We start from the raw sequence: 18,111 nt of genomic DNA on the forward strand, positions 1-18,111 counted from the left end.
TATAACCAGATCAAGCATGAAATTACAGTATCTGTATTTAACACCAACCACAATGATTAAAAAAATACTCCTTTCTCTCTTCTTCTTCATTTCCGCCAGTCATCTTTTTGCCCAGAATACTCCAATTATGGATTACGGATTTCGTCTTGGTTTAACGGCACATCCAACTTTTGGATGGATAAAGGCAGAAAACGGAAAAGGTAATGGTACAAGTTTAGGCTTTTCTTACGGACTTCTGGCTGATTTTAATTTTGCCGAAAACTATAGCCTGGCAACTGGTATTACTGTGACCACTATTAACGGAAAAAGCACTGAAATCAACCCAAGATTATATGCACAAAATGCCAATACCACAGCAGCTACTGCTTATGATCTAAAATATAAACTTCAATACCTGGAGTTGCCGCTTACAGTGAAACTTAAAACCAATAAGATTGGTGATCTGAGGTGGTACGGACAGTTTGGTTTGTCTAACGATTTCAACATTGGTGCACGGCAGGACGCAGAAAGCGGAGGTAAAGGAATTGTGACTAACCAGAACATCAAATCTTCTACCCGTTTTTACCGTGCAGGTTTGATCCTGGGCGGTGGCGGTGAATTTGACCTCGATACCCACACCAGCATTACTGCCGGTTTAACCTATAATAACGGGTTTACCAATATTGTTAAAGATGGTGACAGAAGCGTAAAGAACCATTATATTGCCTTGAACTTCGGAATATTCTTTTAAAACATGAAGATTGCACTCGCTCAACTGAACTACCATATTGGAAATTTTGAGGCCAATACCCATAAAATCATTGAACATCTTGGTAAAGCCAAAGAAAAAGGCGCAGATTTGGTGGTCTTTGCAGAACTTGCTGTTTGCGGCTACCCGCCACGCGACTTCCTGGAATTCGAAGAGTTCATTTCTCTTTGTGAGCAGGCTGCTTTAAAAATTGCGGAACATTGCACAGACATTGCCTGCATCATTGGTTTACCTGTGAAAAATGAACAGCTTGCGGGTAAAGATCTGTTCAATGCGGCTTATTTTATTGAAAATGGTCAGGTCAGGAGCATCGTCAGAAAGGCATTGCTTCCAAACTATGATGTTTTTGATGAGTACCGTTATTTTGAGCCGGCCACCAGTTTTGAATGTATACACTTTAAAGGGAAGAAAATTGCGCTAACCATTTGTGAGGATCTGTGGAACATTAACAACAATCCTTTATATGTTTCCAATCCCATGGATGAACTTATCCTGCAGCAGCCGGATTTGATGATCAATATTGCCGCTTCTCCTTTCTCCTATTGCCATGATGATGAACGTATCGTAGTACTGGCAGAGAATGCCCGGAAATATAAATTACCACTGTTGTATGTCAATCAGGTTGGCGCGCAGACAGAGATTATTTTTGACGGAGGCTCTATGGTTTTTGATGCAAAAGGGCAAATGCTTGACGAGCTTCCGTACTTCAAGGAAGCTATAGGCTTATATGAATTTAAAGATCAACATATTCAGCACCTTCAGCCGCTGGAACATCAACCAGTTCCAGATATAGAACAGATCCATGATGCGCTTATCCTGGGTATCAAAGACTATTTTGAAAAGTCTGGTTTTAAAAAGGCTGTATTAGGTCTGTCTGGCGGAATTGATTCGGCGATTGTATGTGCACTGGCTTGCCGGGCCCTTGGCGCAGAAAATGTTATGGCCGTACTGATGCCCTCTAAATATTCTACAGATCATTCTGTACAGGATGCATTGGACCTGGTCAAGAATATTGGTTGTCAACACGAGATCATCCCCATTAAGGAGGCGGCAGATGCTTTTGATCAGATGATGGCCCCTGCGTTCCATAATTTGCCTTTTAATCTTACTGAAGAGAATATACAAGCCCGGTGCCGTGGCATTGTGGTGATGGCCATGTCTAACAAATTTGGTTATATCTTACTGAATACCTCCAATAAAAGTGAATGTGCAGTAGGATATGGTACTTTGTATGGAGACATGTGTGGTGCTATTGGCGTCATTGGTGATGTATATAAGACTCAGGTCTATCAGCTTGCGCATTATATTAATAAAGATGCTGCAGTCATTCCTGAAAACTCTATTGTGAAGCCACCTTCAGCAGAACTTCGCCCAGGTCAGAAAGATTCGGATTCTTTGCCGGATTATGATATCCTGGATCAGATTTTGTTTCAGTATATAGAGCTGAAGAAGAGTTCTTCTGCCATTATAGCCCAGGGGTTTGATGAGGCCTTGGTACGCAGGATCATTAAAATGGTCAATACAGCCGAATTTAAACGCTATCAAACACCACCAATCTTAAGAGTATCACCAAAGGCATTTGGTATGGGAAGAAGAATGCCTATAGTAGGAAAGTATTTATCCTAGTTGTTTTTCTTTGATCTGGGTATTTTTCCGAGAGCAATCATCAATAAAGATAATCCAATAAAGAGTGCTGCTACACCCAAGCAGTTGATCAGCACTCTTGAATATCCTAACTGTGTTACATCTATAAAAGGGTAAGGGTAGGTTGCGCCATAGGCTCCGGCAAAAAGTGTAATGCAGAAGTAGGCAAGGGGATAGAGTAGCCAGGGCCACATATCCGACCATTTAAGTGTTTTCTTGTCTACAAAACAAATCCAATATAAAACAGTCATTAGAGGGACCACCAGGTGAAGCAGTTCATTTGCGAGCCAGTTTAAGCCCTGCGGCGTGGCGAGTGGTCTTAAAACTACATTATAAACTGCCCCAACTACGATAATATAGACTGTTGTTGCAGTCAAAACTTTGGCACTGGAAAAGAACCTGCCATAAGAGGAGCCTGGAGAAAACAGGATAAAGGAAAGGGCAGTAGCCACCAGAATATTGGTTAAGATCGTGAAATAACTGAAAAATTTAGCGATGCTTTGTAATAGCGGAAGCTGTCTGTTGATTAACGTAAGATCAAATTGAAGTACGATGGCAAACCAACTGAGTAGTACAATGATACTCAGGGATAAGGTGTTTATATTTGATCTTCTCATTTTGCAATTATTGTTTAACTTTTCTACCCCATTTTCTATAAGGAATGATAAGCGCGAAGAATATTGCCGTAAGGCTGCACAGCTTAGCAATCAGATCACCGCTTTTGGTATAAAACGTGATCTCATCATTCAAATTGATATCCGCTTTAAGGGCTGTTCTGGTCCACCATTTGCTTTGCTTAACCACATCTCCGGTTTGGTTGATAAAACCCGAAATACCCGTATTCGCTGATCTGACAACATATCTTCTGGTTTCAATGGCCCGTAGTCCTGCGTAGAGGAAGTGTTGGTCTTTTCCGGAAGTATTGTCCCACCACCCATCATTGGTGATGATGGCGATAAACTGAGCCCCGTTTTTCACAGACTTTCCTATCCAGTCGCCCCATAAAGATTCATAGCAGATCACTGGTGTGGCCCCAATGCCACCGTAGGAATAAAATACACCTGGATCTTCCTGGCCTTTGTAACCCCCAACTGTTCCACCAAAACCATCAAAAACAGGTCCCAGAATAGATAAAGCACCTGGGAAAGGCATCTTTTCGACACCAGGTACAAGTTTAGATTTATGATAAAACTGTACATTGGCCGAGTTTTCCAGCTGCATGGCCGTATTAAAACTGCTGACCTGATCGCCATTTCTCTTGATGCTCTCAATTCCTGTGATCAGACTTGCATTTTTATACTTGTACAGAAAATGCTGTGCGGTAAGGAAATCTGGATTCTCCCTGATACGGTCTTCATCTGCATAACGGGGAATGGCTGTTTCAGGCCAGATAAAATATTCTGTATTGGGTTGAGCAATAGAATCAGATAAATGAGTTAGAATTTTCAGCTGCTCACTGGCAGGTAAACTCTCGTACTTTTGATAGGGATCAATATTGGGCTGTACCACGACTACATTTACTGGAACAGGCTTCTCTTTATACTGAACATATTTTGTTAGGGAAAGTGCCGCTGGAAGAATTACAAATAGCCCCCAAATGAATGCAGGCCTGAATTTCGGATAGCCGGTTAGTTTTGACTTGAAAACTTTATAGGCTTCAAAGGCCAGGATATTACTCGCCAGAATCCATAGGGACCCTCCATATACACCTGTATATTCATACCATTGGGCCAACTGATGCATGCCTGCCAGTCCATTGCCCAGGGTCATCCATGGGAAGGCCAGGTCCCAGGTCTGGTGCAGGTATTCCATCGCAATATAAAAAGAGATCAGACCAAAGTAAGCGATCTTTTTACTGGCAACAACGCTCAGTCTGTAATACAGCCAAAAGGCAAAGGTCATCAACAAAGCGCCCAATCCATAAGGGATTAAAGAGATCAGGAAAGCCACAAAAGCATTGTTTACTGCGCTTATGGCATTGTATACCCAATAAATACTGGCGGTATTCCAAACCAGGAAGGTAAGGCCTGCAGTTAAAAATACTTTTTTACCCTTCTTTGGAGCGTCAGACTGGCGGATGGAATCGATAGCCAATAAGAGCGGAACCAATCCAACCAGGAGTAAAGGTGTGGTATAGGGAATAGGAGGCCAGGCCAGCCACATTAAGAAAGCACTTAATAAAGCTGGCAGAAGAAAGGTCTTGGATTTCATAGGATGACTAAAAGCTATCTAAAATGCTTGCTTTCTTTGCTTCATATTCTTCCTGGGTAATCAGCTGCTTATCATATAGCGTTTTGAGCTTTCTGAGTTTAAGTGTGGTCTCATCTTCAGGCTCTTCAACATGGACAACCGGAACAGGATCAGGTACCACAACAGCCTCCTCAATATGACTGAAATCTGCGATTCCCTGTGGCTGGGCATTAACAGTCACCGGAGAAACAGCAGCCCGTTTATCTTCTATATCAGATTTTCTCTGTTCTTCTTTAAAGTTTTCCAGTTGCTCATAGGCCGCCTGATACAGTTTTCTGGCTTGCGTTTTAGGGATGTATTCGGTAATGATGTTTTCACCCTGCTGCGGTACGCAGATAAATTTGGAACCAAACAATTCTTCTTTAAAGGACACTTCTTTTATGCTCTTCCAGGAAATATCTGTGAATTTCATCGTTATGCCAAAATTGGCCGGCTCACAGTAAAAGATACGTTTGTTGCTCACGGCAATACAGTCTGGCAACAAATTGACCGCAGGTTTCTTTTGTACGGCCAGGTAGATCAGTTCCTCATTGCTGGTGAGTATATCATTTAATTTTCCCAGAACCTTTTCTACGGCTTTAGGATCTTGTTCGTCACTTAAAAATCTATCTATTAATATCATTTGTTCTTCTTGATTAGGTTAAATAACTATTTGTAATCGCGGCCATCTGCCTTTGTCTTTTTTGTTTCGGGCTTACCTGCCACACAAATTACAAATTCTCCCTTTAAAATATTGTTTTCAAAATGTGATTTTATCTCTGCCACGGTACCCCTTACGGTCTCTTCATACATCTTGGTGAGCTCCCTGCTGACCGAGGCTTGTCTCTCTTCCCCAAAATACTGGCCAAACTCTTCCAGTGTTTTTAATAAACGGTGAGGACTTTCATATAATACAATGGTACGCTCTTCTTCCGCAAGTTTTTTAAAACGGGTTTGTCTGCCTTTTTTAACAGGTAGAAAACCTTCAAAAACAAATGCATCTGTTGGTAAACCAGAATTGACCAGGGCAGGTACAAATGCTGTAGCTCCCGGAAGACACTCTACCTGCAGGTCATTTTTCAATACTTCCCGCACCAGGAAAAAGCCCGGGTCTGATATGGCTGGTGTACCTGCATCTGAAATGAGCGCCACGTTCTGTCCTTGTTTCAGGAATTTAATGATCTCAGAGGTTGCCTTGTGCTCATTATGCTGATGATGAGAATAGGCCTTTTTATCAATGCCAAAATGTTTAAGTAATGGTGCACTGGTACGGGTATCTTCTGCTAAGATAACATCTGCTTCTTTTAAGACTCTGACGGCCCTGAAAGTCATATCTTCCAGATTACCTATGGGCGTTGGTACAAGAAATAGTTTACCTTCCATGTTATTCTCTCTAAACTCTTGTTATCTTTGTTTAAAATATTATAAATAATGCTGCAAGTTAACTATATCCGCGAAAATAGAGAGAAAGTTTTAGAACGCTTAAGTGTACGTCACTTTAAACAGGTTGAACTGGTTGATGAAATCATTCAAATTGATGATGAACGCAGACAAACTCAAACTTCGCTGGATAACCTTTCTGCTATAGCCAATGCCAGTGCCAAACAAATTGGTGAGCTGATGCGTAATGGAAAAAAAGAGGAAGCTGATGCGATTAAAGCGGAAACTACTGCAAATAAAGATAAAATCAAGCATCTGTCTGATCAGTTAAGTACGGTGGAGCTTCAATTGCACAATCTGCTGGTACAATTGCCTAATTTGCCTGGACCTTTGGTTCCTTCAGGAATTACACCAGAAGAGAATGAGGTAGTGCTGACTTATGGTGAGCCCGCTGTATTGCATGAGCAAGCTCTGCCACATTGGGAGCTGACCTCCAAATATGATATTATAGATTTCGAACTGGGAACTAAAATTACCGGAGCAGGATTTCCTGTATATAAAGGTAAAGGAGCCCGTCTGCAACGTGCGCTGATTAACTTTTTTCTGGACCACGCCACTGCAGAGGGTTATAGAGAGATGCAGGTTCCCCATTTGGTTAATGAGGCTTCAGGCTTCGGAACAGGGCAATTGCCAGACAAGGAAGGGCAGATGTATCACTCTACTGTTGATAACCTTTACCTGATTCCAACAGCAGAAGTACCGGTAACGAATTTATATAGAGATGTTATTTTAAAAGAAGAAGATCTTCCAGTTAAAAATACCGCTTATACACCTTGTTTTCGTCGGGAGGCGGGTTCATATGGTGCACATGTAAGAGGATTAAATAGATTGCACCAATTTGATAAAGTGGAAGTGGTGCAAGTTGTACACCCCGACAAATCTTACCAGGTGCTGGAAGAGATGAGCATTTATGTACAGTCCTTATTAAAGGAACTCGGTCTGCACTTCAGGGTACTTCGCTTATGCGGAGGAGATATGGGCTTTACTTCTGCAATGACCTATGACATGGAAGTATGGAGTGCAGCACAACAACGCTGGCTGGAAGTTTCCTCTGTATCCAACTTTGAGACTTATCAGGCCAACCGTTTAAAACTGAGATATAAAGGAAATACCGGTAAAACCCAACTTGCACATACGCTAAATGGAAGTGCTTTGGCTTTACCACGTATTGTAGCCGCTATTTTAGAAAACTACCAGACTCCAGAAGGCATCCGTATTCCGGAGGCTTTAGTGAAATATACCGGATTTGATCTGATTGATTAGTCTTCTTCATTTCCCCACGGGGATTGAACAGAAAGAAAAAGGCCTTATTGCTTACGCATAAGGCCTTTTTACAGATAGATATATTTAGGTGAATAATCTCCGATAATTTGATCTACAGGATCAGGATCAATAAAAGAATAATAATAATGATCGCTCCAACAGAAAGATAAACACCTCCGCCCATAGCACGTGCATGTTTCTTCATCTCTTTCAGTTCCTTACGCAGTTCTTTTCGCTCCTCTTTGGAAAGATTTGATTTGTCCATGTGTTTGATTTCTTCCACACGGTCAGTAATGCGTTTTAGTTCCACCTGCTGTTCAGCTGTAAGTTCTGTTTTATTCTTATCCCTGTTTCCAGCTGCCATTACAGTGTTTGCACTAATCCCCAACATAAAGACTAGAGCAAGCGAGTAAATAATTTTCTTCATAAGTTTATTTTTAAGGGTTATGTATATTATAACAAAAAACCCGCCAAGTTTGTTGGCGGGTCTGTTTATTATATAATAAGCTTAAATTTTTATCGGTACTGTATAGTGTTCAGATCAATTATTTTAATTCGAAGACTACATTCACTACATAATTCAGTTTGATCTTCTTGAAATCAATTTCCGGGGCTGCAGACTCTGCGGCATCACCGGCATAAGCAGATTTCATCATTACATTGGCGCGGTACATGGGCTGAGGATAGTTTTCATTGTTGACTTCCTGTACATCGATTGCGCTTCCCAAATGGTCTTCAAGTGCTTCGGCCATATAAGTACCTTTAGCTTTGGCTGCCTGAATAGCCTTAATTTTCAGCTCTTTCTTCAAAGCTTCAATTTTAGAGTAATCATAGCTTTCAATATTGGTATAGGCTACTCCTTTTGGATCAACAGCACCAATAATTGCATTCCATTTGTTTAAGTCTGTTACTTTTAAGCGATATTGTTTACTCACCAGGAAATCCGGATCTTTCTTTTTCTCCGTTGCATAATTATAGCTGGAGAGGTTATTGATCATCAGATTTTCTTTCGGTATACCTGCGCTTTGGATGGCATTGAACAACTGGTTCTCCAGCGTAGTGATGTCTACTTTTTTCTTACTATTGTTGTCTTTAAGATACTCTTTTAATGAAATGCTTAAGTAGATAATGTCTGGGGTAACTTCTGTTTCGGCCGAACCGCTAACGGAAATCTTTCTTCTCATATCTACTTGCTGGGCCATGGCGCTCATACTAAATAAGGCAACAAAGGCAAGGGCTACTAATTTTTTCATAACGGTATAAATTAATTTCTTTTGTGTGTTTAATATTCAGATGTAATTATCATACCAATTCCATAAGGACAAAAGAAAAAAAGAGTAGATTAATCTTCAACGATCTCATTATTAGGGCCTATTTCTTCAATAATTTCTTCTTTGAAATAGCTTTTTTGAAATACGAGGATTAAGATTACACCCACAGAAATAGCTGCATCCGCAATGTTAAATACGGGTCTGAAGAATATATAATCTTCTCCGCCCCAGATGGGTACCCATTTTGGGAAAACGCCTTCCAGTATAGGAAAATACATCATATCCACTACGCGGCCATGAAACAGACCTGCATAACCATAGATTTTACCATAGAATACAGAGTCAATAATATTACCCAGTGCTCCGGCAAAAATAAGGGCTACATTTAAAATCAGGCCTCTGTGATATTTGCGCTGAATGAGATAATGCAGGCCATAGCCAATACCAGCTACAGCCGCAATTCTAAATAAAGATAAAGACAGCTTACCAAACTCCCCGCCAAATTCCAGACCAAAGGCCATACCATTGTTCTCTGTGAAATGTATAATGAACCAATTGCCCAGGATTTTGAACTCCTGGCCAATGTACATATGGGTTTTGATCCAGGTTTTTACCGCCTGGTCTATAAGTAATACTAAAAAAATAATTAGTAAAGGTTTGGTATAGCCTTTCATTATGCCTGCTTCAGTTTAGCTTCCATACTTAAAGTTGCATGAGGAACAGCACGTAAACGTTCTTTCTGGATCAGTTTACCGGTTTCCCTGCAAATTCCATAAGTTTTGTTTTCAATGCGTACCAGAGCAGCCTCAAGATTTTCAATGAATTTTTTCTGGCGGGCAGCTAACTGATTGATCTGCTCTTTTTCCAAAGTGGCAGAACCATCTTCTAAAGTCTTATATGTTCCGGAAGTATCTTCTGTACCATTAGAGTTCGGGCTACTTAATGAATTGGTTAAAGACAGGAATTCTTCTTTTGCCATACGTAATTTGTCAAGGATCAGGTCTTTGAATTCCTGTAACTCACTATCAGAATACCTTGTTTTCTCAGTTTTTTCCATAATAATTATTGTGTTTCAATCGAAATTAGTAATTCAACATCATCTATTACGATTTTGTTTCCTTTGTCTATATTCTCTGTTAAATTAATGTCATCTGCTAAAATTTCCGAGCAAATGTATTGTTTATTTTGTTCTACTGCGGCGGTGATCAAATTATCCTTTTGTAAACTCACGGTAATCCGATCCGTCACTTCAAAGTTCAGTTCCTTTCTCAAATTCTGGATGCGGTTAATGAGTTCTCTGGATAAGCCTTCCTGTTTCAATTCTTCAGTAATGGTTACATCCAGGGCAACAGTTAAACTGCCCAGATTGGTCACCTGCCATCCTGGTATGTCCTCGGCAATAATCTCAACGTCGGCCAGTTGGATCAGATAATCGGTACCCGGGATCAAATATTCTCCGGCACTTTCAAACTGTCCCAGCTGCTCCTGGCTCAGGTTATTGATGACCTCGGCAACCAGCTTCATATCTTTACCAACTTTTGGCCCCAGGGTTTTAAAGTTAGGTTTGATCTTTTTCTTGATGAAGCCTGCAGTGTCAGTAATATACTCAATATTTTTAATATTCGTTTCGGATAGAATTAATTCTTTCACCAATTCTACTTTGTCTGCAAATTTCTGGTCCAGAACAGGTAAAAGGATCTTGGCTAAAGGCTGACGAACATTGATGCCGGATTTCTTACGGAGCGACAATACCATAGAGGAAATGTCTTGTGCAAGCTGCATCCGTTCGTTCAGGGCAGTATCTATAAGAGATGTCTCTGCTTCTTTCCACAAGGCCAGGTGAATGGACTCGGCAGCGTTCTTGTCTGCTACCGCCAGGTTACGGAACAACCAGTCTGCAAAGAAAGGTGCTACTGGTGCCATCATCTGAGCCACACTCATCAAACAGGTGTACAATGTTTCGTAAGCGGCTTTTTTATCAGCGGTCATCTCGCCTTTCCAGAAGCGGCGGCGGGACAATCTGATGTACCAATTGCTCAGGTGTTCATCTACAAAAGCCTGGATAGCCCTTGTGGCTCTCGTCGGTTCGTAAGCATTATAGCTTTCGTCAACTTCTGCAATCAGCGTTTGCAATAAGGATAAGATCCAGCGGTCCAGTTCGCTGCGCTCGGCAACTGGTGTCAGATTGTTCTGGTCTATCACAAACTGATCGATATTGGCATATAGCGCAAAGAAAGCATAAGTATTGTATAGGGTGCCAAAGAATTTACGGCGTATTTCTGCAATACCTTCTGTGTCGAACTTCAGGTTGTCCCATGGATTCGCATTGGAAATCATGTACCATCTGGTCGCATCTGGCCCGTATTCTGCCAGTGTTTTGAAAGGATCTACGGCGTTGCCTAAGCGTTTGGACATCTTTTGTCCGTTTTTGTCCAGTACCAGCCCGTTAGAAACTACATTTTTATATGCAACCTGATCAAAAACCAGGGTGCCGATAGCATGCAGGGTATAAAACCATCCACGGGTCTGATCTACACCTTCAGCAATAAAATCTGCGGGGAAATCTTTATTGCCATCAATTTTATCTTTATGCTCAAATGGATAATGCCATTGTGCGTAAGGCATAGCCCCGCTGTCAAACCAAACGTCGATCAGATCGGATTCGCGTTTCATTGGTTTGCCTGATGGAGAAAGCAAAATAATTTCATCTACCACATTTTTATGCAAATCGACCAGGTCATAGTTTTCTTCAGACATGTTTCCAATCTCAAATCCTTTGAATGGATTTTCTTTTTGCAGACCTGCCTCAATAGATTTCTCTATCGCCTGGTACAGCTCTTCTACAGAGCCAATGATCATCTCTTCTTTTTTGTCTTCTGTTCTCCAGATCGGCAAAGGAATTCCCCAGTATCTGGAACGTGAAAGGTTCCAGTCATTGGCATTTTTTAACCAGTTTCCAAAACGACCTTCACCAGTGGATTTTGGTTTCCAGTTAATGGTTTCGTTCAGATCAAACATACGGTCTTTTACGTCCGTTACCTTAATGAACCAGGAATCCAGCGGGTAATATAAGAGCGGCTCGTCAGTTCTCCAGCTGTGTGGATAACTGTGCACATATTTCTCTACCTTAAAGGCTTTATTTTCTTCTTTTAAACGGATGGCGATTTCTACGTCCACAGATTTTTCCGGGGCTTCACCAGAGTTGTAGTACTCATTCTTTACATATTTACCTGCAAGATCTCCCAAATGAGAGGTGAACTTACCTTGCAAATCTACCAGGGGCACTGGTGTTCCGTTTTCATCCAGAACCAGCATTGGTGGAACTTCCGGGGTGGCTTCTTTTGCTACTTTAGCATCATCTGCACCAAAAGTAGGGGCCGTGTGTACAATACCGGTTCCATCTTCTGTGGTTACAAAGTCGCCCGAGATGACGCGGAATGCATTTTCAGGGTTTTGGTAAGGAAGGGTATAGGGTAAAAGCTGTTCATATCTGATGCCTACCAGATCGGTACCTTTGCATTCAGCTAAAATCTGATAAGGGATTTTTTTATCACCTGCGGCAAAATTATGGAAATCTTCTGCTGAGGCACTTTCAAAGTATACTTTGTTGAATTGTTTTCCAACCAGGTTCTTTGCTAAAATCACATTTACCGGCAGAAAGGTATACTGGTTAAAAGTTTTGACCAATACATAGTCTATTTTTGGTCCAACGGTTAAAGCGGTATTGGAAGGCAATGTCCAGGGGGTTGTTGTCCAGGCCATCAGGTGGATTTCTCCAAATCCCTGTAAAAATTCGGGAAGGGTTTCTGGCAGTGATTTAAACTGTGCAACAATAGTGGTGTCGGTAACGTCTCTGTAAGCACCTGGCTGGTTAACTTCGTGAGAACTCAGTCCGGTTCCGGCTTTTGGAGAATAGGGTTGTATGGTATAACCTTTGTAAAGGAGGCCTTTATCGTAGATTTGTTTTAAAAGCCACCAAACAGACTCCATGTATTTGGACTTGTAGGTCACATATGGATCATCCATATCTACCCAGTAACCCATTTGTTCTGTCAGGTCATTCCATACATCGGTATAACGCATCACTGTTTTTTTACAGGCTTCGTTATAATCTTCTATGGAAATGGTTTTGCCAATGTCTTCTTTGGTGATGCCGAGTTCTTTTTCAGTTCCAAGTTCTACTGGTAGTCCATGGGTGTCCCAGCCGGCTTTTCGCTTTACCTGGAAACCTTTTTGTGTTTTGTAACGGCAAAAAATATCTTTAATCGCACGGGCCATCACGTGGTGGATCCCCGGCATGCCATTGGCAGAAGGGGGGCCTTCGTAAAAAGTAAACGGATTGGACTCCGGACGAGTAGAAATGCTTTTTTCAAAGATGTTCTCCTTTTTCCAAAATTCAAGTATTTCTTTGCTTAGTTTAGCTAGTTCCAGTTGTTTAAATTCCCTATACATCAATCAAGTATCTCCAAAAAATTAAGGTTGCAAAGTTAAGATATTAAAATTAAGTTTCTCTTACGGTAGAGGCATAATTTTAATGAATTGTAAGGAAAATTCTGTACAGCTGCTTCAAGACTAACGATATCAGGCGGGCCGAAGAGGCCCGCAGATCTCTGAGGTCTTTCCGCAGCGTACGAGAATTTTCCGTAGCAAATTGCAGAGGGTGGGTGGTGACCGGGTATGGCGCGTAGACTAGGTATGGCGCATAAACTAGGTATGGTGCAGAGTGGGTTATGGATGGGGGCTGGATAATACCTGGCTTTGTGTTAGTTGTTCGATGATCCGGCCTTTTAGCGCCGATTGTCCGGTAAAAGTACCTGTTTACCTAAGTTACGGCGGAGAAGCGGCGGAGAAGTGACGAACCAAGACGAAGCCTGTCTAGAGCTTTGGGGGGATCTAGTATTTCGTGTCAGTAGTTTGTATTATTGTTTTTAAAAAATATATTATTATATTAGGTTAAATGTTTTTTTAAAGGAAAATACTTAAGCTATGTCACAATTATTTAAAACAGTCATTTTCATGTTTTTTGCCTTCATGCTACATGCTGTGCTGAGGGCACAATCCATACCCCGGCCTTACTTTCCTATGATAGAAGAAGGGAATAAACAAATCACCGTATCGATTCCAGGTATAGTTTCTTATAAATCTTATGCGATTTTTTGTGATACTTCGACTATTATTCCCAACAAAACCCCGTTTGTCCGGTTCGACGCTAATGAATCCGGTGATTTTTTGGTGAAAAAGACTATTAAAAATATCATCAATGGAAAAATATATCACATTGCCGTAGCCATTATTAACGGCAATAATTTTGGTCCCTTGGGTCATGAAACTCTTGGCACAGGATCAGGTTCTTCTTTCCTAACCGTATTAAACCAGAACAACACGATATCATCGTTTAATGCCGATCCTTCAGGAATTTTAACGGCTAGCGCAGGCCAGCCCTATGGTACAGGAATGCAGATGGCAACTTCAATGGCTCTTTCTCCGTCAAAAAAAGTAGCTTACCTGGTATCACCGTACACAAGCAATTTTTCGGCACTGACCTATAATCCTTCACTGAACAGCTTTGCAACAAAAGCAGGATATCCGAATGGGGTGGGGCAAAATGCAAGTTTTATAACTACCAGCGCAAATGGTAAAAATGTCTATATCGCTAACTCCGGCAGTCAACAAATCTCTGCTTTTACAGCTGATGATGATTATGGCAATATTACCATTATTGGAAATTATCATGCCGGCAATGTTCCACAATTTATAGTCATTCATCCGAGCGGTAAATATTTGTATGTTGCCAACGCAAGAGACAATACGATAACTGCGTTCAGGAGAGATACCTTGACAGGTGCTCTTACTGCTATAGTGCCTGCTGTAAACGTGGGTAACAATCCTACATGTATGGCGATTTCCAGCTCAGGTAGCTGGGCCTATGTGGTCAATAACGAATCAAACACGTTATCGGTTTTAAAAATAGATATAACAACAGGCGTACCTAAAGTAGTGGCTAACTACCCTACGGGTGCAAATCCTTTATCCGTGACCATCGCTCCGAATGATGCAACAGTGCTGGTTACCAACTCTTCTTCGAATACAATTTCGGGTTTCATTAGAAATGAGGCCGACGAAAAACTGACTCAAATGTATGGAAGCCCCTTTTCAACAGGAGCGGGACCTAATCAGTTGGTCTTTAGTAATCCTTCCATGTGCTATGTAACCAATAGTGGAGATAACAGCATCACAGGATTTTCATTGTCTAACTGGTCGCAATCCGCTCAGAGTACTTTGATAAAGACAAGAGCCTATACGGCGGTTGACGGTGTTGGAGAACAACCCTCGCAGATCATCGCAACCGGCGCTACATTGTTACCGCCACCAACAAAGTTTGCTGCACATCTTATTCCCAGAGATTCTCTTCTAAAGGTTCCCTGGGAAGGTGTCCTGAGATTTAATCCCGTTCCTGGAGCTACTTCGTACATCGTCTGGACCGGTGGCCCCAACCTTTGTCCAAATTGTCTTAACCCTACTTCTGAAAGTATGCTAATAGAGGTAGAAAGAGGTTATCCTGTGCAAACCCGGCTGATCAGAGCATATAAAGGGCTTTATTTTAGGATTGCCTCTGTGAATGAAGCAGGTATCGGTTTCCTGTCACCCGTTTATTCGTTCTCGGATTATATTTCTGATCAGACGCCTTAGCTACCCATAAGAACAGGCGTCCCAGGGCGTGTCTTTTGCTTTAAAGGCATTCCGTTTTTGTTCAGAGAATGTTCTTAATTAAAGTTGTTAGTGAAGTGAAGAAATGTGGCTCAAGTCCTCTTATCTTTGTGGTATGACAAAACACCTGAAAATAGGAATGATTTGTATGGCTGGTGCTGTGTTACTGATGCCAGTTGCCCTGTTGCTTAAAAATACAAATACTGCGGCTTGTATCGCAATAATCATTGCCAGTATGCTTCTTGAAGTAATTGGATTGATATTTGTGATTGTAAGTTTTATCAAAAGAAAAAAATCTTAACAGCAGATATATGGTAAAGGTACTTAAGCTCCAGAATGCAGTTATAGTGATTGTTTTAGGGTTATTACTGCTGATTCCTTATAAGGTGATGAGCATAAACAGAATGGATTCGAGTATCTATTTTCTGGAAGCATCGGGTGCTTTACTCATCATTGGTGCATTGATGTTTTTGTACCCGATTCTGTTAGGTAAGAAAGACAAGGAAGGAAATGTAGAGTTGGATCCGGAGCAGGAAATCGTAGAAGAGGCAGATGGTAAGAATTAAAATAGCCCTAAAATGAAAAAACTGCCCTTTGTGGGGCAGTTTTCACAATATATGTAATAAGGAACTTTAGATTACTTGAACATTTACTGCATTTAATCCTTTACGACCTTGTTCTTCGTTATAAGAAACTTTGTCGTTTTCACGGATTTCGCCTAAAAGGCCACTTGAGTGAACAAAGATTTCGCTATCTCCGTTAGATGGGATAATGAAACCAAAACCTTTTGACTCATTGAAAAATTTTACTACTCCTTCTTGCATTGTATTATTATTAAAAAATTGAGTTGCGAAGGTAGGCACAAATAACTGAAAATCAGTAAAATTTATAATTTATTTTGCCTCCTGGCCCTTCAGAACAGAATTAAGCAGGTTTTGCTCGCTGCCCATGGTTTGAAAAATGATGTTTTTTAATTTATTTTAATAAGAAAAGCCGGATTGCTCCAGCTCTTCTTATTTAGGTAGATGTTAACAATTGGGATTATTTAACAGCTTTACCGTCTTTATCCATTTTGATGGTAGCCGTTTTATCTTCTTTCTTTAAGTTAATTTCATAGTAAGAAGTTTTATCTGCATTGGTTACTAAAAATGCAGCAGTTGGTGTCCATTGTTTAATTGGATCTGTTTGAAGTGTAGTTTGCACCGGAGCTGGCAGATCTTTAAGTTCAACCGGTGCTTTTGAAGCACTGTCTTGTTGTAAAGTGTATTTAACTTCTGTTTTAATTTCGCTTGCTTTTACTGTGGTTAATCCAACGAAAGCTAAAAAGGCTGCTGATAAAATGATCTTTTTCATATTCTAAGTATTTCGATTAATAATCTTGTTAATTACGATTAGAATAGATTTAATAATGATGCCGAAGCCGTTGGTTTTTGGCACGGATCTGATTATCAGTGTTTTGATTGTTTTTGTCTACTTTGGAATTGTGGAGTATGTCAACAGTTTGCGGAAGGACTGGTCGAAAATAACAATGGCCGCTACCTCTTTTTTAAAAGAACTGCGGCCATTTATTTTAAAATATCGATGCTAGTTCTGTATTCCAGCTATTTCTACCACCTCGTTAACATCTGCATCATAGTCTACACCTGGCACTTCAAAACCGAAAAGATTAAAGAAGTCTGTGCTGTAACCTTTAAGGTCTCCAATAGCAGGAAGGGTTTCTGTAGTGGCCTGTTCCCACAATTCGGCAACTTTATGCTGCACATCTTCGCGCATTTCCCAGTCGTCTATTCTGATTCTTCCTTTTTCGTCTGTAGAGATCTCTTCACCTGTATATAGACGGTCCTGGAATAAACGCTGAATTTGTTCAATACAGCCTTCGTGGATGCCTTTTTCTTTCATTGTTTTATACAGTAATGAAATATATAAAGGAATAACAGGAATTGCTGAACTGGCCTGAGTAACCAGGGCTTTATTTACAGAAACGTAAGCTTTGCCATTAAGATCTTTCAATTTATCCGTAATGGTAAAAGCAGTGGCTTCCAAATGGTCTTTTGCACGGCCAATGGTGCCTTTGCGATAGACAGGTTCTGTAAGCAGGGGGCCAATATAGGAGTAGGCTACAGTTGTGGCTCCCGGAGCCAAAAGGTTCTCTGCCTTTAAAGCATCTATCCACATTTCCCAGTCTTCTCCACCCATTACTTTAATGGTATTTTCTATTTCTTCTTCGTTGGCTGGCTGAATAGAGATTTCAGATACAATACCGGTATGGAAGTCGACCGTTTTGTTGGTAAAGGCTTCTCCGATTGGTTTTAAGGTTGAATTATGGGTGATGCCTGTAACCGGATCAGTTCTTCTGGGAGAGGCTAAACTGTAGATCACCAGGTCTATCTGTCCAAGGTCAGCCTTTATGAGATCTATGGTTTGTTGTTTGATTTCTGTAGAAAAGGCATCTCCATTGATGCTTTTAGCGTAAAGACCTGCTTCATGGGCTTGTTGTTCAAAGGCAGCAGAATTGTACCATCCTGGTGAGCCTGGTTTGCCGGGTGCTGATGGTTTTTCGAAGAACACACCTATCGTAGCGGCGTTTGATCCAAAGGCACTGGTAATCCTGGAGGCTAGTCCAAAGCCAGTTGAGGCGCCAATAACCAGTACTTTTTTAGGTCCATTTATGGCACCCTTTGATTTTACATAGCTGATCTGGTTTTTAACATTTTGCTCGCATCCTTTTGGGTGTGAGGTAAGGCAGATAAAACCACGTGTTTTAGGAACAATAATCATAAAATGTTTTTTATATTCTAGTTGTACTTA

18 protein-coding genes are annotated in these 18,111 nt (G+C 41.0%); 6 read left to right on the forward strand and 12 right to left on the reverse strand.

Annotation, left to right across the window (positions count from 1 at the left end; genetic code table 11):
* Positions 1 to 16: 16 nt before the first annotated feature.
* Both R2S08_RS14015 and R2S08_RS14020 read left to right on the forward strand, forming a co-directional pair.
* Positions 17 to 730, forward strand: coding sequence for a porin family protein (locus R2S08_RS14015; RefSeq protein ID WP_316835770.1), 714 nt, complete (start codon positions 17 to 19; stop codon positions 728 to 730).
* Between the two features lie 3 nt (positions 731 to 733).
* The gene (locus R2S08_RS14020) at positions 734 to 2,374 is read left to right on the forward strand and encodes an NAD+ synthase (RefSeq protein ID WP_316835771.1); all 1,641 of its coding nucleotides are present in this window, start codon (positions 734 to 736) and stop codon (positions 2,372 to 2,374) included.
* On the opposite strand, the gene R2S08_RS14025 is transcribed toward R2S08_RS14020, so the two are convergent.
* The 4 genes from R2S08_RS14025 to rsmI are packed head-to-tail and all read right to left on the reverse strand — an operon-like array spanning position 2,371 to position 6,004.
* Complete coding sequence (locus tag R2S08_RS14025; RefSeq protein ID WP_316835772.1) at positions 2,371 to 3,009, reverse strand: Pr6Pr family membrane protein; 639 nt, start codon at positions 3,007 to 3,009, stop codon at positions 2,371 to 2,373. The genes R2S08_RS14020 and R2S08_RS14025 overlap by 4 nt on opposite strands.
* A 7-nt stretch (positions 3,010 to 3,016) precedes the next feature.
* Positions 3,017 to 4,603, reverse strand: a complete 1,587-nt coding sequence (gene lnt / locus R2S08_RS14030; RefSeq protein ID WP_316835773.1) for an apolipoprotein N-acyltransferase — start codon at positions 4,601 to 4,603, stop codon at positions 3,017 to 3,019.
* Between the two features lie 7 nt (positions 4,604 to 4,610).
* On the reverse strand, positions 4,611 to 5,264 hold the full coding sequence (locus R2S08_RS14035; protein WP_108551721.1) for a PH domain-containing protein: 654 nt from the start codon (positions 5,262 to 5,264) through the stop codon (positions 4,611 to 4,613).
* A gap of 26 nt (positions 5,265 to 5,290) precedes the next feature.
* On the reverse strand, positions 5,291 to 6,004 hold the full coding sequence (gene rsmI / locus R2S08_RS14040) for a 16S rRNA (cytidine(1402)-2'-O)-methyltransferase (RefSeq protein ID WP_108551723.1): 714 nt from the start codon (positions 6,002 to 6,004) through the stop codon (positions 5,291 to 5,293).
* A 48-nt stretch (positions 6,005 to 6,052) separates the two neighbouring features.
* On the opposite strand from rsmI, the gene serS reads away from it, so the two are divergent.
* A complete protein-coding gene (gene serS / locus R2S08_RS14045) occupies positions 6,053 to 7,324 on the forward strand; it encodes a serine--tRNA ligase (RefSeq protein ID WP_316835774.1) in 1,272 nt (423 codons plus the stop codon).
* A 112-nt stretch (positions 7,325 to 7,436) separates the two neighbouring features.
* Here the strand turns inward: serS and R2S08_RS14050 are convergent, their stop codons facing one another.
* The 5 genes from R2S08_RS14050 to ileS all read right to left on the reverse strand — a co-directional run bounded on the left by R2S08_RS14050 (position 7,437) and on the right by ileS (position 13,047).
* Positions 7,437 to 7,751 carry a hypothetical protein gene (locus R2S08_RS14050; protein ID WP_316835775.1) on the reverse strand — a complete coding sequence of 105 codons (315 nt, stop codon included), beginning with the start codon at positions 7,749 to 7,751 and terminating at the stop codon, positions 7,437 to 7,439.
* Between the two features lie 118 nt (positions 7,752 to 7,869).
* Positions 7,870 to 8,577: an SIMPL domain-containing protein gene (locus tag R2S08_RS14055; protein WP_316835776.1), complete on the reverse strand. Its 708-nt coding sequence runs from the start codon at positions 8,575 to 8,577 to the stop codon at positions 7,870 to 7,872.
* Positions 8,578 to 8,666: 89 nt separating this feature from the next.
* The gene (locus tag R2S08_RS14060; protein ID WP_108550814.1) at positions 8,667 to 9,269 is read right to left on the reverse strand and encodes a lipoprotein signal peptidase; all 603 of its coding nucleotides are present in this window, start codon (positions 9,267 to 9,269) and stop codon (positions 8,667 to 8,669) included.
* Positions 9,269 to 9,652, reverse strand: a complete 384-nt coding sequence (locus R2S08_RS14065; RefSeq protein ID WP_199076627.1) for a TraR/DksA family transcriptional regulator — start codon at positions 9,650 to 9,652, stop codon at positions 9,269 to 9,271. The genes R2S08_RS14060 and R2S08_RS14065 overlap by 1 nt, the downstream gene beginning before the upstream one ends.
* Before the next feature lie 5 nt (positions 9,653 to 9,657).
* Positions 9,658 to 13,047 carry an isoleucine--tRNA ligase gene (gene ileS / locus R2S08_RS14070; RefSeq protein ID WP_316835777.1) on the reverse strand — a complete coding sequence of 1,130 codons (3,390 nt, stop codon included), beginning with the start codon at positions 13,045 to 13,047 and terminating at the stop codon, positions 9,658 to 9,660.
* Between the two features lie 534 nt (positions 13,048 to 13,581).
* Between ileS and R2S08_RS14075 the strand changes: the two genes are divergently transcribed.
* The 3 genes from R2S08_RS14075 (at position 13,582) to R2S08_RS14085 (ending at position 15,869) form a co-directional block, all read left to right on the forward strand.
* A complete protein-coding gene (locus tag R2S08_RS14075; RefSeq protein ID WP_316835778.1) occupies positions 13,582 to 15,285 on the forward strand; it encodes a lactonase family protein in 1,704 nt (567 codons plus the stop codon).
* 133 nt (positions 15,286 to 15,418) lie between these two features.
* Positions 15,419 to 15,604 (forward strand): hypothetical protein, encoded by a 186-nt coding sequence (locus R2S08_RS14080; protein WP_108555509.1) that lies wholly within the window; start codon positions 15,419 to 15,421, stop codon positions 15,602 to 15,604.
* Positions 15,605 to 15,614: 10 nt separating this feature from the next.
* Positions 15,615 to 15,869: an isoleucyl-tRNA synthetase gene (locus R2S08_RS14085; protein WP_316835779.1), complete on the forward strand. Its 255-nt coding sequence runs from the start codon at positions 15,615 to 15,617 to the stop codon at positions 15,867 to 15,869.
* 66 nt (positions 15,870 to 15,935) lie between these two features.
* On the opposite strand, the gene R2S08_RS14090 is transcribed toward R2S08_RS14085, so the two are convergent.
* The 3 genes from R2S08_RS14090 to fabV all read right to left on the reverse strand — a co-directional run bounded on the left by R2S08_RS14090 (position 15,936) and on the right by fabV (position 18,081).
* A complete protein-coding gene (locus R2S08_RS14090; RefSeq protein WP_316835780.1) occupies positions 15,936 to 16,127 on the reverse strand; it encodes a cold-shock protein in 192 nt (63 codons plus the stop codon).
* A gap of 217 nt (positions 16,128 to 16,344) precedes the next feature.
* Positions 16,345 to 16,656: a hypothetical protein gene (locus tag R2S08_RS14095; protein WP_316835781.1), complete on the reverse strand. Its 312-nt coding sequence runs from the start codon at positions 16,654 to 16,656 to the stop codon at positions 16,345 to 16,347.
* A gap of 231 nt (positions 16,657 to 16,887) precedes the next feature.
* Positions 16,888 to 18,081 (reverse strand): enoyl-ACP reductase FabV, encoded by a 1,194-nt coding sequence (gene fabV / locus R2S08_RS14100; protein WP_316835782.1) that lies wholly within the window; start codon positions 18,079 to 18,081, stop codon positions 16,888 to 16,890.
* Between the last annotated feature and the right edge of the window lie 30 nt (positions 18,082 to 18,111).

The sequence above is a fragment of the Pedobacter nutrimenti genome, assembly GCF_032678445.1.
GTDB lineage: Bacteria > Bacteroidota > Bacteroidia > Sphingobacteriales > Sphingobacteriaceae > Pedobacter > Pedobacter nutrimenti_A.